The sequence below is a fragment of the Stenotrophomonas sp. ISL-67 genome, from assembly GCF_018612915.1.
Taxonomy (GTDB): domain Bacteria; phylum Pseudomonadota; class Gammaproteobacteria; order Xanthomonadales; family Xanthomonadaceae; genus Stenotrophomonas.
The window spans coordinates 164,783-184,237 of the sequence record NZ_JAGGRL010000009.1; the positions used below are offsets into that span (position 1 = coordinate 164,783).

General features: G+C 68.8%; 7 protein-coding genes. 3 read left to right on the top strand and 4 right to left on the bottom strand.

Annotated elements, in window-relative coordinates:
• Window positions 1-7: 7 nt before the first annotated feature.
• Window positions 8-838 carry a hypothetical protein gene (locus tag J7J08_RS11070; protein WP_214905226.1) on the bottom strand — a complete coding sequence of 277 codons (831 nt, stop codon included), beginning with the start codon at window positions 836-838 and terminating at the stop codon, window positions 8-10.
• A gap of 135 nt (window positions 839-973) precedes the next feature.
• On the opposite strand from J7J08_RS11070, the gene J7J08_RS11075 reads away from it, so the two are divergent.
• Window positions 974-1,762 carry a thioredoxin fold domain-containing protein gene (locus J7J08_RS11075; RefSeq protein ID WP_214905229.1) on the top strand — a complete coding sequence of 263 codons (789 nt, stop codon included), beginning with the start codon at window positions 974-976 and terminating at the stop codon, window positions 1,760-1,762.
• 114 nt (window positions 1,763-1,876) lie between these two features.
• Here the strand turns inward: J7J08_RS11075 and J7J08_RS11080 are convergent, their stop codons facing one another.
• The 3 genes from J7J08_RS11080 to J7J08_RS13500 form a co-directional block, all read right to left on the bottom strand.
• A complete protein-coding gene (locus J7J08_RS11080; protein ID WP_214905232.1) occupies window positions 1,877-3,271 on the bottom strand; it encodes a hypothetical protein in 1,395 nt (464 codons plus the stop codon).
• Window positions 3,272-3,377: 106 nt separating this feature from the next.
• Entirely contained in the window at window positions 3,378-3,698 is a 321-nt protein-coding gene (locus tag J7J08_RS11085) for a hypothetical protein (RefSeq protein ID WP_214905235.1), read from the bottom strand.
• Between the two features lie 152 nt (window positions 3,699-3,850).
• On the bottom strand, window positions 3,851-5,953 hold the full coding sequence (locus J7J08_RS13500) for a glycosyl hydrolase family 18 protein (RefSeq protein WP_214905239.1): 2,103 nt from the start codon (window positions 5,951-5,953) through the stop codon (window positions 3,851-3,853).
• 314 nt (window positions 5,954-6,267) lie between these two features.
• Between J7J08_RS13500 and purL the strand changes: the two genes are divergently transcribed.
• Window positions 6,268-10,152 carry a phosphoribosylformylglycinamidine synthase gene (gene purL, locus J7J08_RS11095; protein WP_214905242.1) on the top strand — a complete coding sequence of 1,295 codons (3,885 nt, stop codon included), beginning with the start codon at window positions 6,268-6,270 and terminating at the stop codon, window positions 10,150-10,152.
• A gap of 614 nt (window positions 10,153-10,766) precedes the next feature.
• A complete protein-coding gene (locus J7J08_RS11100) occupies window positions 10,767-19,397 on the top strand; it encodes an ESPR-type extended signal peptide-containing protein (RefSeq protein ID WP_214905246.1) in 8,631 nt (2,876 codons plus the stop codon).
• The last annotated feature ends 58 nt before the right edge of the window (window positions 19,398-19,455 follow it).

Genomic DNA, 19,455 nt, shown 5'->3' on the forward strand with positions numbered 1-19,455 from the left:
CGACCCCTCATGCGCTGGATTCACCCGGTCGCCAATCGCGCGCCAGGCTTATCGCGCGGGGCTGGCCCAGCCGCGGCGGCTTCGGCGGGGCTGGGCCGGCGGGCAACGGTTGTGCAAGCCACGACGCGAAGCGGTCGGCGTTGTCCGCGTCCACGACCAGCCGGTCGGTCGCGACACGCCCGCCGGGACCGTCGCTGTTGGTCAGCATTTCCCGCCGCAGGTAGCGCACCACGCTCCACTCCGGACCTGCCAGGCCCGAACCGACAGGCGCACGCGCCTGCAGCCCGTCGAAGACCTCGGCAACCACCTCGGACTGCCGCCGGGTGGGATCGGCGTCGGCGATCAGATCGGCAGTTGCCAGCACTTCCGTGCGCAGCTCCTTGAGCGAGTTCAACTGGCCGCTCCACACTGCATCGGCCAGCGCTGCCAGGGCGCGGCCCTGGAACTGTTCGCTGGACGCCACCGAGGTCCGGGAGCTTACCGACGTGCGTGACGCCAGCGATTCCAAGGATCCCGAGAAGCTGCGTGGTCCGGCCGCCTGCGAGGGGTTGCAGATGCGGGTCAGCATGTCCTGCATGGACTGGCTATGCGCCATGGGCGAAGGATTCTGGTAAAGCTTCTGGCGCAGGTCGGTCAGGTAGCGGCTGCGGTCGACCAGCTGCGTTTCGGACACCTGGTCCCGTCGCCAGGCCTGGGTCAAACGCGCCTCCCGGTTCTGGATCGCGATGAGGGCCGTGTCGAAGCGGCCGTTGCTGGGGGAGCGGACACTCAACTCCACCTTGGCTGCCGTGCTGCCAATTTGTGCTTTGAACCAGAGCAGTGGGGAAGGAATGCGCATGCGGCCGGGAATCGATTCGGGGGATGGAATCATCCCCGCACGGGGCGGCGGCGACTTTCAGAAATCCCTCGGCCTCACAGGCTTCACCCGGGCGTCTGTGCGAGAATCCGCCCACTCTCTCCCGTGGATGTACCGATGCGTCGAGTTCTTACCGTGGCCCTGTTCGGTGCGCTCAGCCTGACCGCCTGCGCCCAACCGGCCTCCCCCGGTGCCACGCCGGCTGCCAAGCCGGGCAGCAACGCTGCCGCCCCCGCCGCCAAGGGCAATGCGAATGCCGACCAGACCGTGCGCAGCGCGCTGGCCGGGCTGGACCCGAAGTTCAAGCCGGACTACATCGGCGCCGCCCCGTTCCCCGGTTTCCGGGAGGTGCTGGTAGGCGGGCAGGTACTGTACGTCTCCGACGACGGCCGCTACCTGATGCAGTCGCAGCCCTACGACATCCAGAACCGCGCGCCGGCCAGCAGTGCCGGCCTGCTGGCCCACCGCAAGGCGCTGCTGGACAAGGTGCCACGTGGCGAGCGGATCGTGTTCGCCGCCTCCAACCCCAAGCACACCCTGACGGTGTTCACCGACATCGAATGCGGCTACTGCCGCAAGATGCACCAGGACATTCCGGAACTGAACAAGCTCGGGATCACCGTGGAATACCTGGCCTTCCCGCGCATGGGCCCGGGTAGCCAGGACTTCACCGACATGATCTCGGTCTGGTGTGCGGCCGATCGCCGCCAGGCGCTCACCCATGCCAAGCAGGGCCAGCCGGTTGCCCCGAAGAACTGCACCAGCCCGGTGGCCATGCAGTACAACCTCGGCCAGCAGGTGGGCGTGAGCGGCACCCCGGCGGTGTTCGCCGCCGATGGCACCCAGCTGGGCGGCTATGTGCCGCCGGCGCAGCTGGTCAAGGCGCTGGAGCGCCAGGCGCGCTGATGCACAAACGCCCCGGATCGAATGATCCGGGGCGCTGTAATGGGGTTCACCCACTCGTGTCGGTTCCGCGGTAGCGCCGGCCGTTGGCCGGCCCCCGCGATGTCACCTGTGCCATCAACTCCAGTCGCGTTCCAGATCGGACGCATTGCCGCTGCCCTTCCCGGAATCCTCTTCGTCGGAAGACGCCTCGAACGAATGGATCTTTTTCAGCGAGGTCAAACTGTCGCGGAGAATCGACTCTGCGAGGGTGGGATAATCCCTGTCGGACCTGTCCGTGACTTCGACAGTGATACCTTGCCGTCGGGTCCCTTCTTCCCGGATTTCTTTAAGCAGGTTGGCTACGTTCAAGTCGACCGAGTGACCGGGCGCGGCGTAACCCTCGTCAGGCGCCGGTGGGGCTTCCGGCGTCGTTTCCAGTGAAACGTGGTTCGAGCGCACAAACTGAGCCTCGAACTGCGCTATCTCCTGATCCTCCTGCATGAACCTTTCCTTTGCGGCAGCCATCTCCTCAGGGATGACGTCCTCCCACTCGTCGGCAGAATCGCGGTCGCTGAGCGAGGCAATGGAAGCCGTGTCACTGCTGCCATCACTGTCGTAGCCGCTGTAGACGCTTTCGGCATCACTTCCATAGTCGACAGGGGGAATCGTGGGGCCGAGCTGGGGCCTGGGAAGGGTAAATCCGACCGGCAGCTCCGCTTTGGCGCCCTCACGTTCATGGTCCGCAGCGGGGACTTTCGGCCCAAGCTGCGGCCGGGGAATGGTGAACTTAAGCGGGGCGTTTTCACCGGATTCCACCAGACGGCCGTTGATCCCCTGGGGCAACGCGGCGGGTCGTGTTGATTCCGTTTCGGGTGGATCCAGCTCGCCGAACATGCTTGCGATGTCCTTCTCCGCATTGATCAATGCAGCCGCCTGGAGATTGAGGTGGCTCATCCGGTCAAACGGACCGTGGACCACCTTGAGCTGCATCACCGCGTTGGGGTGCAGCTCGCTCGTCTTGAACGGCAGCGTCGGCGAATCCGGGGCAAGCTTGCGGGTAGCGGCGTTCAGGTCGGGCTGCGCGGCGGCGGCTGCACTCGATCCGCACGCGATGAAGTGGGCTGCGCTCGCCCCCGGGCCACCAGCACCATGGTGCAGCCAGCTACGGTTGGAGGGCAGCAGGCTTTCCCCGGGTACGGCCCCGGTCGGCGTCGCGGCGCCCGGGTCGCGTGAGTTGGCTATCGACGCGGGGATGCACAGGCGTGCCCGGGTCTGCGCGAGCCCTTCGCTGGAGCGATGTTCGGTCGCCGTGCGCATGCGTGAAGCCACATCGGGCGACGTCTTGGGCAGCTGCGTGTACAGCGGGTCGTGGAACCCCTGGCGCTGGCGCTCCGCTTTCCATTCCTTGTTGATGTTGTTGATATTGGTAATGAACGCCGTCTTGGTGGCGCGTCGATCCTTGAGCGTTTGTTTCGCGCTCTGGCTACCGAGCGCGGCGCCGATGCGCAGCAGGGCGGTTGGGGTCCGCATGGAATGGGATGCGCCGTAAAGGAAGAATCGCCATTATTGGAGGGCGGCTCTGTATGGCTTTCAGAAAATGCTCAAGCGCGCGCCTGAGGCTTCATGTGCGTCTATTTCAGTCGGAAGTTCCCTGTCCTTGACCAACCGGCAGCGCCACCGGTTGCGGTGCATTGATGTTCTGCAGTTCTTCTTCCGCGAAGCGGGCATCGAAGGCAGCCATCTGTTCAGGGGTGTACCCGCTCTCGAATTCGCTGTCGCTGTCGCTCCGGTCGTCGTCAGCCGGGCGCGGGGGCGACAGCATGGCGGGCGCGTTGTTTACCGCGCTCAGGTTGCGGATCGGCGCCCAGGTGCTGGACGACGGACGCGGGGGCACCGGCGGCGGCACGGGCCGTGTCTGGGCCCTCTGGGCGGGTGCGGTGGCGTCGGTGCGATACATCGGCGGTGCTCCCAGGCAGCGGCATACAGCGGGTGCATCATTCTGCGTGATGCAAAAAATGCAGCTTGCAGATTCCGCTCACCAGCCGCTGATCGCGTCACGCGAGCGAAAATATCGTGCCCGGGGTGGGAGGGCCCCGGGCACGATCCCCCTTACTTCAACCCGGTACTGATGCTGTTCACCAGCGTGCCCTGGGCATCATCGCCGCTGAACTCCCAGAAGAACGCACCGCCCAGGCCCTGGGTCTTCACGTAGCCCATCTTCTCGGTCACCAGTGCCGGCGTGTCGAAGCTCCAGAACGTGGTGCCGTTGTAGCTCCAGGTGGCGCGTGCGTTGGCGTCGGTGAAGACCGGGTGGTTGAGGTTCTTCAGCACCTTCCAGTCTTCAATGCCCGCCTCATACGTACCCGCTGCGGCGGTGCCGCTCTGGTACAGCCCGTTGTTCACGTTGGGCACGTTGGTCCAGCCGCGACCGTAGAAGCCGATGCCCAGGTTGAGCTTGCTGGCCGGCACGCCACGGGCGATGAAGGCTTCCATCGCGTCATTGCTGTTGTAGAGCTTCACGTCACCGGTGGACGGATCGGCCGGTGAGTCGAACAGCGCCGAATGGTGCCCGGTGATGGGGTCGAACGCACCGTGGAAGTCGTACGTCATCACGTTGATGTAATCCAGGTACTGGTGGTACGTACCCGGGTCGGTCACACGTATCTTGTCGATGCCCGCACCCACGGCGACGGTCAGCAACAGGCCCGGACGCACCGCATCGAGCTGGCGGCGGAACTCGGCCATCAACGCGGTGAAGTTGGCATTGTCGGCCGGGTTGCCGCAGGCGATGCCGCAGGCCACCGGGTATTCCCAGTCGATGTCGATACCGTCGAACACGCCCGCTGCCGCGCCCACGCCACCCGCACCATCGGTCACCGGCAGGTTGCCCTTGATGTAGGCGTCGATGCACGAGGCCACGAAGGCCTGGCGGTTGGCCGGCTGCGCCGCGCTGGAGAAGCCGCGCGACCAGGTCCAGCCACCCAGCGAGATCAACACCTTCACGTTCGGGTGCTTGGCCTTGAGCTGCTTGAGCTGGTTCCAGTTGCCGCGCAACGGTTGGTCCCAGGTATCGGCGCTGCCGCTGACGCTTTCACCGGTCTGGAACGCCTTGGTGTAATCGGCGAACGCGTCGCCGCCGGCGCCGGTGTTCGAGTCGGACGGCTGGGTGATGCCCACTTCGCAGCGGTTGTTGCGCACGTTGCCGAAGGCGTAGTTGATGTGGGTCAGCTTGCTGGCCGAACCGCTGGTGTCGATGTTCCTGACCCGGTAGTTGCGGCCGTAGATGCCCCACTGGGTGAAGTAGCCGATCACCCGCTTGTTGCCGCCATTGCCGCTGCCGGCGCTGGTGGTCACGCTGATGGTGGCGCTGCGTGCGGAGGCATTGCCGGCGTTGTCGCGGGCGCGCACCGCGTAGGTGTAAGCGGTACTGGCGGTGAGCCCGCCGTCGGTGAACTGGGTGGCGCTGGGCGAACCGACCAGGTTGCCGTTGCGGTATACGTCGTAGCCGGCCACGCCGCTGCCGCCGCTGTTGTCGCTGGCCGCGCTCCAGGCCAGGTTGACCGTGGTGGCGGTTTTAGACGGCGACGACAAGCCGCCCGGCACGCTGGGCGCGGTGGTGTCGTTGCTCGCCGCATTCACTGTCACGCTGACCGTGGCCGACGAGGTCACCGCGTTGTTGTTGTCGGTGGCGACCGCCTTGAAGGTGTGGGTACCTGCCGCGGCATTGGCCCAGGTGACGCTGTAGGGCGTGCTGGTATCGATGCCAAGCGACGTGCCGCCACGGAAGAACTCGACCTTGCTGACGCTGCCATCGGCGTCGCTGGCATTGGCGCTGACGGTGATGCTGCTGCCGGCGCTGAACGTGGCGCCGTTGGCCGGCGAGGTCAGGCTGACGCTGGGTGGCTGGTTGCTGCCGCCGCTGTCGCACGCGCCCAGGTTGGTGTAGTACTGCGCGCCGGCCGGGTGGTCGGGCGGGGCGTTCCAGATGTCCTGGTTGGCGCGGTACAGCACGCCACCTTTCTGCAGGGTGTTGCCGGCCAGGTAGATCACGGACGGGTTCCACTCGGCCACGCCGGTACAGCTGGCCGCCTGGGCCAGGCTCGGGACGAGGGTGGCCGAGGCCAGCGCCAGGGCCAGCAGCCATCGGCGGTGCCGGGCCGGGGAACGGGGGGATAACGATGTCACCTTACTGCGCGCAATCGGGTCAGCCATGGTCGTACTCCGATCAGGTGGTGGGCGCTGGGCGGCAGGGTGTCGGCCAGCGTTGCAGCAGGTCCGGGGCCGGTGAGAGAGGCCGGCAACAGCAGAGGGGGCGGACACGGGTCCCGCCAGGCGATGTGCCGGGTGGGTGGTGGCAACGTTGTCATGGTTTGCGGGGGCAATCCGTGCGCCAGCGCAAGGTTCGGGGTGCCGGTGCTTTCGTCCGGACCGGCGGCGGGCAGGCCGGAACCGACCCCGGGAGCGACCACCGGCCGGCACGGACCGGTACAATAGTGGGCCCCGTCTCCAACCACGGTTCCCCGGACATGATGGTCCTCGAGGGCGCATCCGCCCTTTCGCCGTTCCGCCGCGAACGTCTTGAATCCCGCCTGCAGTCCCTGGCCGCCGACCTGTGCATTACCGGTGCCTGGCACGTCTACTTCATCCAGACCGAGGGCGATGCAGCCCCGGACCCGGCGATCCTGAGCCGGATCCTGGAGGCCCAGCCCGCGCTGGCGCCGCAGGAAGCAGGGGCAACCTCCCGCTTCGTGGTGCCGCGCCTGGGCACGCTGTCGCCGTGGTCGAGCAAGGCCACCGAACTGGTGCGTGGTGCCGGGCAGCCGATCCGCCGCGTGGAACGTGGCCTGCGCATCGACCTGGCCGGCTGGCCGGCCGATGCTGCTGCCCGCGAGGCGGTGGTTCGCGCGCTGCACGACCCGATGACCCAGTCCGTGCTCGACGATGCCGCCCAGGCCCAGGCGCTGTTCACCGCGCCGGCCCGTGGCGAGCTGGAGCGGGTGGCGCTGGAAGATCTGGAAGCGGCCAATCGCCGCCTTGGCCTGGCCATGGCCCAGGACGAGATCGACTACCTGCGCCAGCGCTTCGGCGAACTGGGCCGCAAGCCGTCGGACGTGGAACTGATGATGTTCGCGCAGGCCAATTCGGAGCACTGCCGGCACAAGATCTTCAATGCCAGCTGGACCATCGATGGCGCCGACCAGGCCCACTCGCTGTTCCGCATGATCAAGAACACCCACCAGCAGACCCCGCAGCACACGCTCAGCGCGTACAGCGACAACGCGGCAGTGGTGGCGGGGTTCCCGGCGGCGCGTTATCGCCCCGATCCAGCCACGGGCGAATACCGCAGCGAGGCCGTGGTTGATTCGGCGTTCTGCATCAAGGTGGAAACCCACAACCACCCGACCGCCATCGCGCCGTTCCCGGGCGCCTCCACCGGTGCCGGCGGCGAGATCCGCGATGAGGGCGCCACCGGCCGCGGCGGCAAGCCCAAGGCGGGCCTGACCGGTTTCTCGGTCTCGCACCTGCGCATCCCGACCCTGCCGCAGCCGTGGGAAGCGCCGCGCGCGCTGAACCCGCGCATGGCCCCGGCGCTGGACATCATGCTGGAGGGCCCGCTCGGCGGCGCCGCCTTCAACAACGAATTTGGCCGCCCCAACCTGCTCGGCTACTTCCGCAGCTTCGAGCTGCCCGAAGGCGAAGGCCTGACCCGCGCCTACGACAAGCCGATCATGCTGGCCGGTGGCCTCGGCGCGATCGACCAGGTCCAGGTCGAGAAGCTGAAGCTGCAGCCGGGCGATGCGGTGATCGTGCTCGGCGGCCCGGCCATGCTGATCGGCCTGGGCGGCGGTGCGGCCAGCTCGGTGGCCTCGGGCGAAAGCGCCGAGGACCTGGATTTCGCCAGCGTGCAGCGCGACAACCCGGAAATGGAGCGCCGGTGCCAGGAAGTGATCGACCGCTGCGTCGCGCTGGGCCTGGACAACCCGATCCGCTGGTTCCATGACGTCGGCGCCGGTGGCCTGTCCAACGCGATTCCGGAACTGCTGCACGACTCGGGCGTGGGCGGGGTGATCGACCTGGGCAAGGTGCCCACCGATGACCCGTCGCTGTCGCCGATGCAGCTGTGGTGCAACGAATCGCAGGAGCGTTACGTGCTCGGCGTCCCGCAGGAGCGCCTGGCCGAGTTCGCCGCGCTGTGCGCGCGCGAGCGCTGCCCGTTCGCCGCGGTGGGCGTGGCCACGGCCGAGGAACATCTTGTTGTCGCCTACGGTGCAACGGTGGGCAATATTCCTGCCGATGCCCCGATCGACCTGCCGATGGACGTGCTGTTTGGCAAGCCGCCGAAGATGCACCGCGACACCGCACACCCGGCGGCCCCGCGCTGGCCGGCGCTGAAGACCGGTGGCCTGGACCTGCACGATGCCGGCCTGCGCGTGCTCGCGCACCCGTCGGTGGCGTCCAAGAACTTCCTGGTTACCATCGGCGACCGCAGCGTGGGCGGGCTGACCGCACGCGAGCAGATGATTGGTCCGTGGCAGCTGCCGCTGGCCGACGTCGCCATCACCTTGGCCGGCTTCGATACGCTGGCCGGAGAAGCGATGTCGATCGGCGAGCGCACGCCGCTGGCCCTGCTCGATGCCGCTGCCTCGGCGCGCATGGCGGTGGGCGAAGCGATCACCAACCTGTGCGCGGCCCCGGTGGATGCGCTGGAAACGGTCAAGCTCTCGGCGAACTGGATGGCCGCGGCCGGCCACAACGGCGAAGACGCGCTGCTGTACGACGCGGTGCGCGCGGTGGGCATGGAGCTGTGCCCGCAGCTGGACCTGAGCATTCCGGTCGGCAAGGACTCGCTGTCCATGCAGGCGCAATGGCACGACGCCGGCGCGGCGCACAAGTCGGTGTCGCCGGTGTCGCTGGTGATCACCGCGTTCGCGCCGGTGGCCGATGCGTCCACCCAGCTGACCCCGCTACTGGACCGCGAAACCGACAGCGAGCTGTGGCTGATCGGCCTGGGCGCCGGCAAGCAGCGGCTGGGCGGGTCGATCCTGGCCCAGGTGCATGCCGACCACAGCGCGCTGCCGGCGTTCGCCGGTGCCGTGCCCGACCTGGACGACCCGCAGCGCCTGCGTGGGTTCTTCGACCTGATCCGCGACGCGCGCCAGGCCGGCCTGCTGCTGGCCTACCACGACCGCAGCGACGGCGGCGCGTTCGCCGCGCTGTGCGAAATGGCGTTCGCCTCGCGCCAGGGCCTGGACATCACCCTGGATGCCTGGGGCGATGACCCGTTCCGCAGCCTGTTCAACGAAGAGCTGGGTGCGGTGGTGCAGATTGCCCGCGAAGACCGCGCGGCGTTCGCCGACCTGGTCGAGCGCCACGCGCTGACCGAGTGCGCCCAGCGCATCGCCCGCCCGACCACCGCACCGGTGGTGCGGGTGTCGTTGCAGGGCGAGAGCCTGGTCGAGTGGCGCTGGGAAGCGCTGTTCGATGCCTGGTGGTCTGTCACCCATGCGATGCAGAAGCTGCGCGACAACCCCGAGAACGCCGACCAGGAGCGCGCCATCGCGCGCAGCTTCACCGCGCCGGGCCTGAAGCCGAAGCTCAGCTTCGACCTCAACGAAGACGTGGCGATGCCGTTCATCAACACCGGCGCGCGCCCGCGCGTGGCGGTGCTGCGCGAGCAGGGCGTCAACGGCCAGATCGAGATGGCGAACATCTTCGAACGCGCCGGCTTCACCTCGGTGGACGTGCACATGAGCGACCTGATCGCCGGCCGCGTGGACCTGGCCGATTTCACCGGCCTGGCTGCCTGCGGTGGCTTCAGCTACGGCGACGTGCTCGGTGCCGGTCGCGGCTGGGCGACGTCGGTGCTGGAGCGCAGCGCGCTGCGCGATGCGTTCGCCGCGTTCTTCGCGCGCCAGGACAGCTTCGCGCTGGGCGTGTGCAACGGCTGCCAGATGATGAGCCAGCTCAAGGACATCATCCCCGGTGCCGAACACTGGCCGCAGTTCCGCCGCAACCGCAGCGAGCAGTTCGAAGCCCGCACCGCGTTGCTGGAGATCGTGGAGTCGCCCTCCATCCTGCTGCGTGGCATGGCCGGTTCGCGCCTGCCGGTGGCGGTGGCGCACGGGGAAGGCCAGGCGGTGTTCGCCAGCGCAGTGGACCAGGCCGCGGCCCGGGTGTCGTTGCGTTATGTCGATGGCGACGGCAACGTGGCCACCCAGTACCCGCTCAACCCGAACGGCTCGCCCGACGGCATCACCGGCCTGACCACCACCGATGGCCGCGTGACCATCATGATGCCGCACCCGGAGCGCACCCCGCGCGCAGTGAACCTGAGCTGGCGCCCGGCGGACTGGAACGGCGACTCGCCGTGGCTGCACATGTTCCGCAACGCACGGGTGTGGTGCAACTAAGGCATCGCCCTGCACGGCGGCACGCCAGGCGTGCCGCCTCCGCACACTTCCCGAAGCGGTAGCGCCGGCGGTTGGCCGGCCCGCACAACACCGCCGCGTTCGCGCAATTCCGTCTTCACATCACACGTTGCCGATGTCGCAGCGCGCCATCGCGCACGCGCGCGCTTTTCGCGACGCAGGCGTATGGAAATGCGGCTCACGCATCCCCCGTCGGTGAAAGTCACGTGAAAAATGCAGGTGTCCAGAACGCGCGATTCAATACGTGGCAATGAGTTACGTCGCGTTTCACGCGTGATGAAAGATGCTCACATGCATCTAACAAATTGACCGCATGAATGGCCGAATGTGTGACGCTTCTCGCGTTAGAACAATTTCTACTGTCAAAGTCTTGACGTTATGAAAACCCTGCGTTAACACTGAGTTCTCAGTTGGGAAGTGTTCAGTTCGGAAGTAACCGCAAGGATGGCGAGTTCTCTGTTCGTTGATCGCGCCGATAGCGCGCCATCCCGCACTACGCAGTAAATCAAGCGGAAAACGCCCCCAGGGGACGTTGGGCCACGCGGCCTGGCGTTGGCGTCGCTTTGCCCAAAACCAGCCAACCAGGAGTCGCATCGATGAATCGGATTTATCGCAAGGTCTGGAACAAAGCACTGGGGCAGATGGTCGTTGCCTCCGAATTGGCCAGCAGCCAGACCCCGGGCGTGGTCATCGATCAGCGACGATCCGCTGGCGCGCGCAGCGCATCGACATTGTCGGCCGCCATTGCGTTGACGTTGGGGTTGGGCATGGCGGGAGCGATATCCCACGCGCATGCGCAGTCGGTGGAAGTGGGCGGCAACGCCAACTGCGTGGTGCTCAACAGCAGTGTGATTGACAGCTGCGTGGTGGACGGCAACGCGACCGCATCGGGCGCGAACGCGGTGGCCATCGGCAGCAACAGCACCGCCTCGGCGGCCAACAGCGTGGCGCTTGGCGCCGGCTCGCGGGCCGCGCGCGCCAACACGGTCTCGGTCGGCGATGCCGGCAAGGAGCGCCAGGTCACCAACGTTGCTGCTGGCACTGCCGCTACCGACGCGGTGAACAAGGCCCAGCTGGATACGGTCGCTGCCACCGCTGCAGGCGCGACCCGCTATTTCAAGGCCGATGGTGAAGGCAACGACAGCGATGCGGCCAGCATCGACGGTGACGGCGCGCTTGCGGCCGGTGCCGATGCCACCGCCGACGGTGATGGCGCTACTGCACTCGGCCACAACAGCCAGGCGCTGGCCAATGCCACCACGGCGGTCGGCAGCGATGCGGTTGCGGCAGGCCTGGGTGGCAGCGCATTCGGCCAGGGCAGCCTGGCCATCGGTGACGCCACCGTCGCGGTCGGTCAGAACGCCATGGCGTTCGGCCTGGGCGATGTCGCACTTGGTGCGTCCGCATTCGCCGCCAGCGAGAACGGCGCCGCGACCGCGATTGGGGGTCTGGCAGAGGCCAGTGCGGACGGTGCCACTGCCATTGGCGGCGGCGCGCTGGCCATCGGCGCGGGCAGCACCTCGCTCGGCCGTGGCGCTGGCAGCGGCGGTGAAGCGTCCATTGCGGTGGGTGCCTTCAGCACTGCCGTGGCCGATTTCAGTGCGGCACTCGGTTCCAACTCCGCAGCGGTTGCGGTCGGCAGCGTGGCGCTGGGCGCCGGCTCCTACGCAGATCGCGTGGACACCGTCTCGGTCGGCAACAACAACGGCCTGCAACGGCAGATCACCCATGTTGCCGCCGGCACCGAAGCCAACGACGCGGTGAACAAGACCCAGCTGGATGAAGTGGGGGACGTGGCCTCGACCACGGCAAAGTACTTCCAGGCCACCGGCGGCGCTGACAGCGACGCCGGTGCGTTTGCCGATGGCGACAACGCCACGGCGATTGGCGAAGCCAGCAACGCGCTCGGCAACGGCGCCACCGCGCTCGGCAGTGGTGCAACGTCGGTGGCGCAGAATGCCACGGCGGTCGGCTACAACGCCTTGGCCAGCGGCCAGAACAGCGCCGCGTTCGGCACCAACGCGCAGGCCAGCGGCCCGGGCAGCGTCGCGGTTGGCGGTGCAGCCGTGGACGAAGACGGCAACCCGCTGATCACCAATGGCGGGGTACCGGTCGATACCGGTGCCACCAGCGCCGGCGTGGGCGGTACCGCAGTCGGCGCCAGTGCGGAAGCGGCGGGCTTCGCGGCGTCCTCCTATGGCGTCGGCGCGTATGCAGCCGGTGCGCAGTCGTCGGCGTTCGGCGCGGTGGCCAATGCAACAGGCGATTACGCCACCGCGGTCGGCACGCAGAGCGCGGCCAGCGGTACCAGCAGCACCGCCATCGGCGGTCCGGTCGACCTGATTCCCGGGCTGGGCTTCTTCGTCGATACCCAGGCCAGCGGTGAAGCCGCCACCGCAGTAGGCGCCGGCGCGATCGCCAGTGGCGACTACGCCGTGGCCAACGGCACGCTCAGCGAAGCCTCCGGCACCGAAGCCACCGCCGTAGGCTACTTCGCGTATGCACCGGGCGAGGGCGCTTCCGCGCTCGGCGCGGAAAGCTGGGCCAGCGGCGAGCTGAGCACGGCAGTTGGCTTCTACAGCACTGCACGTGGCGCCAACAGCGTGGCGCTGGGGGCCAACTCCACGGCCGTGCGCGACAACACGGTCTCGGTCGGCGATGTCGGCAACGAACGCCAGGTCACCCACGTCGCCGCCGGTACCGAAGACACCGATGCGGTGAACAAGGCCCAGCTCGACGGCGTGGCCGCAACGGCCGATGAAACCGCCAAGCGTTTCAAGGCCAATCCTTCGCAGGACAGCGATGTGGGTGCCTTCGCCGACGGCGACGGCGCGCTGGCCGCCGGCGAAGCCAGCAATGCGTTCGGCGCCGGTGCCACGGCGGTGGGCAATGGCGCATCCGCGCTTGGCGATGACAGCGTGGCGGTCGGTCGCAATGTGGCCGCCACCGGCACTGGCGGCGTCGCCATCGGCGGTCTTGGCCAAGCGTACGACCAGTACAACCAGCCGATCGTGGACAGCGACGGCAATGCGGTGACGGTGGGTACTACGGCCGCAGCGGACGCCGTCGCGGTCGGTGTCGGTGCACAAGCTACCGGCGCGCAGAGCAACGCTTTCGGCAGCGGCGCACAGGCTACCGGCGACAACAGCCTGGCGCAGGGCTACAAGTCGCGCGCCACCGGCGACTACAGCATGGCACAGGGCGACAACGCGTTCGCCAGCGGCGTGGAAAGCACGGCGACCGGTGCGTATGCGTGGGCCACCGCCGAGAGCGCTACCGCCTTCGGTGCCAGCGCCTGGGCCACCGAGGCCAACGCCACTGCGGTGGGTTACGCGGCCTGGGCCGACGGTGCAGGAGCCACCTCCATCGGTTACAACAGCTGGGCGCGCGGCAGCAGTGCCACCGCGCTCGGTCGCGGTGCATTCGGCTACGGCGACAACAGCGTGGCCGTGGGGTATCAGGCACTGGCCGACAGCATCAACACCATCGCCATCGGCACCAATGTGGTCGCCGGCGGCGAGAGTGCGATCGGCATCGGTGCGGGCAGCAACGCCAGTGCCGCCAATGCAGTGGCGCTGGGCGCCGGCGCGCGCGCCGACCGGGCTTACACCGTGTCGGTCGGCAATGACGACCAGCAGCGCCAGATCACCCAGGTCGCCGCCGGTACCGAAGGCACCGATGCGGTGAATGTCGATCAGCTGACCGCAGCCACGGACACGTTCCAGGCAACCGGTGACGGCGTGGCCGTGGCGGGCGGCGAAGAAAGCGTGGCGGCGGGTTCGAATGCCGCCACCGATGGCGACTACGCCACGGCGGTGGGTTCAAGCAGCTTCGCCAGCGGTACGGGTGCCTCGGCAGTGGGCAGCGGTGCGTTCGCCCTGGCCGATGGCGCAACCGCGGTCGGCCTCAACGCGCTGGCCAGCGCGGGCAACGCCACGGCGGCAGGTGCCAATGCGCAGGCCACCGCCGAGTACGCCACCGCCAGCGGTGCCGAAAGCCTGGCCTCGGGCGAGCAGAGCACCGCGACCGGCGCAGCCAGCATCGCGTCGGGCGCGGGCAGCCTGGCCGGTGGTGCGCTGTCCGAAGCGGCCGGTGAAGAATCGGTGTCGCTGGGCTACTACAGCACCGCCAGCGGCTCGGGCGCGACGGCGGTCGGCGCCGAGAGCGTGGTCAGCGGTACCCTGTCGGCCGGCTACGGTTTCGCCTCGGAAGCCACCGCCGGTTACACCACTGCGATCGGTGGCTATGCGGCCGCCACCGCGTTCAACGCCACCGCGCTGGGCAGCTTCGCCCAGGCCACAGGCTCCAACAGCGTCGCGCTCGGCGGTGACGCCGAAGCCTCCGGCGCCTACAGCACCGCCACCGGCCAGGGCAGCCTGGCCAGCGGCACGAACAGCGTTGCCATCGGTGGCGCCCTGTTCGGCCTGCTGCCGACCGAAGCCTCCGGCAACTACTCCACCGCCGTCGGCGGAGGGGCGTGGTCGCCGGGGTTGAACAGCACCGCACTGGGGAACGCCGCTACGTCCGAAGGCATCAACAGCGTAGCGCTGGGTGCGGACTCGATTGCCGACCGCGACGACAGCGTGTCGGTTGGTAGTGCCGGCAGCGAGCGCCAGGTCACCAACGTCGCCGCTGGTACCGAAGGCACCGATGCGGTGAACGTGGACCAGCTCAACGCGGTGGCCGATACGGCCGCCACCACCAGCAAGTACTTCCAGGCCAGCGGCAGCGATGCCAGCGACGCCGGCGCGTTCGTCGATGGCGATGATGCGCTGGCGGCCGGTGAAGCCAGCAATGCGATCGGCAACGGCGCCACGGCGCTGGGTGCCGGCAGCACGGTGGTCGCCAACGAGGCGACGGCGGTTGGCTTCAACGCCACGGCCACGGCCGACAACGCGGTGGCCGTGGGCAGCAATGCGGCCAGCACCGGCGCAGGCGCCATCGCGGTGGGCGATCTCAGCGCGGCCAGTGGCAACGCGTCGGTCGCCATCGGCGGCGGCGCGCTGTCGCAGGGCCTGGGTGCCGTCGCGGTGGGTGCGGGATCCGAGGCCAGTGGCCTTGCCTCTACCGCCGTAGGCTACGGCGCCTGGGCGCTGGGTCGCGAAACCACGGCCATCGGCAACTTCGCCACGGCCGATGGCTGGGCCGCCAGTGCCTTCGGTGCGGGTGCCACGGCAGGGTTCTTCGGCACCGCACTGGGTACCTACAGCTACGCGGACGAAGTGGCCACCGCGGTCGGCCAGGGCACCCGCGCCAACGTAGCCGGTGCCGCGTTCGGCGTGCAGGCCAATGCCGGCGAGTACGGCGTGGCGCTGGGCAACAATGCCGCCACCGCGCAGAACGGCGTGGCGGTAGGCTTCAACGCGTTGGCCGGCGCGGATGCCAACAGCGCCAGCCAGGGCATCCAGACCACGGCCATCGGCAGTGAGGCATGGGCCACCGAAGACGGCGCCACCGTGGTCGGCTACAACAGCTACGCGCAGGCGCTGAACGCCACCGTGGTGGGCAGCAACACCTGGACCACCAAGGATGCCGAAAACAGTGTCGCGCTCGGTGCCGGCACGCTGGCCAACCGTGCCAACACGGTGTCGGTCGGCGCGGCGGAAGCCTGGACCGATGCGGCGGGCGTGGTGCACGACGCCATTGACCGCCAGATCACCAACGTGGGTGCCGGTACCGAAAACACCGACGCGGTGAACGTGGCACAGCTGAAGGAAGTGGCCGCGGTGGCTGAAACCACCAGCAGGTACTTCCAGGCCAGCGGCAGCGATGACAGCGATGCCGGCGCGTACGTGGAAGGCGACAACGCACTGGCGGCCGGTGAGGCGTCCAACGCGATCGGCGATGGTGCCAGCGCGCTCGGCAGTGGTGCCAACGCACTGGCCAACAACGCCACCGCCATCGGCTTCAACGCGCTGGCTGCCGGCGAAGGGGCGGCGGCGCTGGGCAGCGAGGCCCAGGCCACCGGCGAAAACAGTGTGGCGGTCGGCACGGGCGCCGCAGCCAGCGAGATCGGCGCCAGCGCCACCGGTGCCGGTGCACAGGCCTCCGGTGCATACAGCACCGCCAACGGCAGCGAAGCCATTGCGTCGGGCCAGCAGGCCACCGCGAGCGGCTTCCGCTCCACCGCCTCCGAAGCAGGGGCGTCGGCATTCGGTGGGTACAGCGAAGCAACCGGCGAGTTGTCTTCGGCGCTGGGTTACGGCGCGGTGGCTTCCAATGCTTACGCGACCGCCGTCGGCGCAGCGGCGACCGCCTCCGGTGCCAGCGCAGTGGCCGTGGGTGAGTTCAGTGAAGCCACCGGCGATGAAAGCGTCGCCGTCGGCGGCAGCACCTTCTTCGGCTTCATTCCGGCGCGCGCCTCGGGTACCGGCGCCTCCGCGTTCGGCGCCGGCGCCTGGGCAACCGATGATTACACCACGGCGATCGGCTGGAATTCGTGGGCCGATGCGGCCAGCGCCACCGCGTTGGGCGAAAGCGCCACGGCCACCGGCGTGAACAGCGTCGCCCTGGGTGCGGGTTCCAGCGCGGACCGCGACAACAGCGTCTCGGTCGGTACCGCCACCTCGCAGCGGCAGGTCACCAACGTGGCAGCGGGTACTGAAGGCACCGACGCGGTCAACCTTGACCAGCTCAGTGCGGTCGCCGATACCGCCGAGGAAACCAACCGCTACTTCAAGGCCTCCGGCAGCGGCAACGGCGATGACGTGGGCAGCTACGTCGATGGCGCCTACGCCACTGCGGCGGGCGAAGCCTCCAACGCCTTCGGCACCGGCGCGTCGGCCTACGGCAGCGGTTCGCTGGCGTCGGGCCGCTACGCCTCGGCGTCGGGTTACAACGCGTCGGCCACGGCTGATTCGGCCACCGCCATCGGTGGTTCGCTGTACTACGAAGATGTCAACGGCAACGTGCTGCTCGACAAGGCCACCAGCGCCAGCGGTACCGGTGCCACCGCGCTGGGTGCCGGTGCACAGGCCACCGGTGTATTCAGCACTGCCAGCGGTGCCGGTGCGACCTCGGCCGGGCTGCAGTCGTCGGCGTTCGGCTACAGCGCCGAAGCCGGCAGCGATTACAGCACCGCCGTGGGTGCGTTCAGTGCCGCCAGCGGCGTGCGCACCACCGCACTCGGCTACGGCGCAGAGGCCAGTGGCGATTACGCCTCTGCCTTCGGTTGGGGCAGCACCGCCTCGGGCGCGTATGGCATTGCCATCGGCAACAGCGCGCAGGCCAGCGGCGCCAACAGCTTCGCCGGCGGCGCCAGTGCCTGGGCCACGGCCGCACAGACCACCGCCGTGGGTCAGCTGGCGTGGGCCACCTCGGCCGGCTCCACCGCGATCGGCCAGGACAGCTACGCCTACAGCGGCATCAACGCCACCGCACTGGGCAAGAGCGCCTGGGCCAGCGGCACCGGCAGCGTGGCGCTGGGCGCAGGCTCGCGCGCGACCGAGGCCGACGTGGTCTCGGTCGGTGGCGGCAATGGCACCACCGGTCCTGCCACGCGCCGCATCACCAACGTCGGTGCGGCCGTGAATGCCACCGACGCGGTCAACAAGGCGCAGCTGGACAGTGTGGTCGCGACCGCCGATGCGGTGGGCCAGCGCTTCCAGGCCAGCGGCAGCGGCCTGGCCACCGCCAGCGGCAGCGACGCACTGGCAGCCGGTTCCGGCGCAACCGCCAGCGGCAACCGCAGCAGTGCGCTGGGCACCGCTGCGACCGCCTCGGCGACAGGTGCGACCGCCGTGGGCGCCGATGCTTCCGCACGCGGTGACAACAGCACGGTGCTCGGCCGCTTGGCCTCGACCAACGCCACCAACGGCGTGGCCGTCGGCAACGGCGCCTTCGTCAGCAACGGCGCCAACGGCATCGCCATCGGGTCCAGCGCCGGCGCGTCCGGGGCCAATTCGGTGGCACTGGGCGCGGGCTCGCGTGCGGTGGAAGCCAACGTGGTCTCGGTCGGCGGCGGCAACGGCACCGATTCGCCGGCTACCCGCCGCATCGTCAATGTCGCGGCCGGTCGCATCGCCGCCAACAGCACCGACGCGGTCACCGGTGGCCAGCTCAACACCACCAACCAGCGCGTGGGCGCCGTGGAAACCCGGGTTGGTGACATCGACGACCGTATCGGCTCGGTCGAGAACGTGACCGCCAATGCGCTGAGCTACGACGACAGCACCCGCGACAAGATCACCCTGTCCGGACTGGACGGCACCACGCTGGACAACGTCGCCACCGGTTCAATCGCCAGCGGCAGCCGCCAGGCCGTCAACGGCGGCCAGTTGTTCCAGGCGTTGACCGACACCGCCAGCTTCCTCGGCGGCGGCGCCAGCGTCGGCATGCAGGGGGTGTTCGTCGCGCCGAACTATGTGATCCAGGGCAGCACGTACAACAACGTGGGCGATGCGCTCGGCGCGCTGGATGCCAAGGTCAGCGACCTCGACCAGCGTGTGGCAGGTGGCAGCAACAGCGCGGCACGCGCGCGTACCGCGTCGGTGTCCACCGCCAGCGTGGCCGCCGCACCCGACGCCGCCGATACGGCTGCGACCACCGCGGCCAGCACCGACACGGCCCGCGTAGCCAGTGCCGATGCGCCGGTCGTGCAGGGCACGCCGACGGCTGCCAGTGTCGGTGCCCCGCAGCCTGTCGCGGCGGTGGCACCGGTCACCTCGGTGGCGATGGGCGACGGTGCCGTGGCCAGCGGGGCGTCGGCCACCGCGATCGGGCAGGGGGCCAGCGCCACGGCCGCCAACTCGGTCGCGCTGGGCCAGGGCTCGGTTGCCGACCGCGCCGATACGGTTTCGGTGGGTGCGGTGGGTGCCGAACGCCAGGTCACCAACGTGGCGGCCGGCAGTGCCGCCACCGACGCGGTCAACAAGGGCCAGCTGGACGGTGGCATCGCCACCGCCAACAGCTACACCGACCAGCGCTACAACGCGATGGCCGACAGCTTCGACATCTACAAGGGCGAGATCGACGAACGCCTGCGTCACCAGGATCGTCGCATCGACCGCCAGGGGGCGATGAACGCGGCCATGCTCAACATGGCCACCAGTGCCGCGGGCATCCGCACGCAGAACCGCGTCGGCGTCGGCGTCGGCTTCCAGAGCGGCGAGTCGGCGTTGTCGCTGGGCTACCAGCGCGCCCTCAGCGAGCGCGCCACGGTCACTGTCGGCGGTGCGTTCAGCAGCGATGACAGCTCGGTCGGCGTCGGTGCCGGCTTCGGTTGGTAAGCAATGCAAGGCCTGAGGGGGCGGGTCACGGGAACCCTGGCCAGGGCCGGCCGGGGTT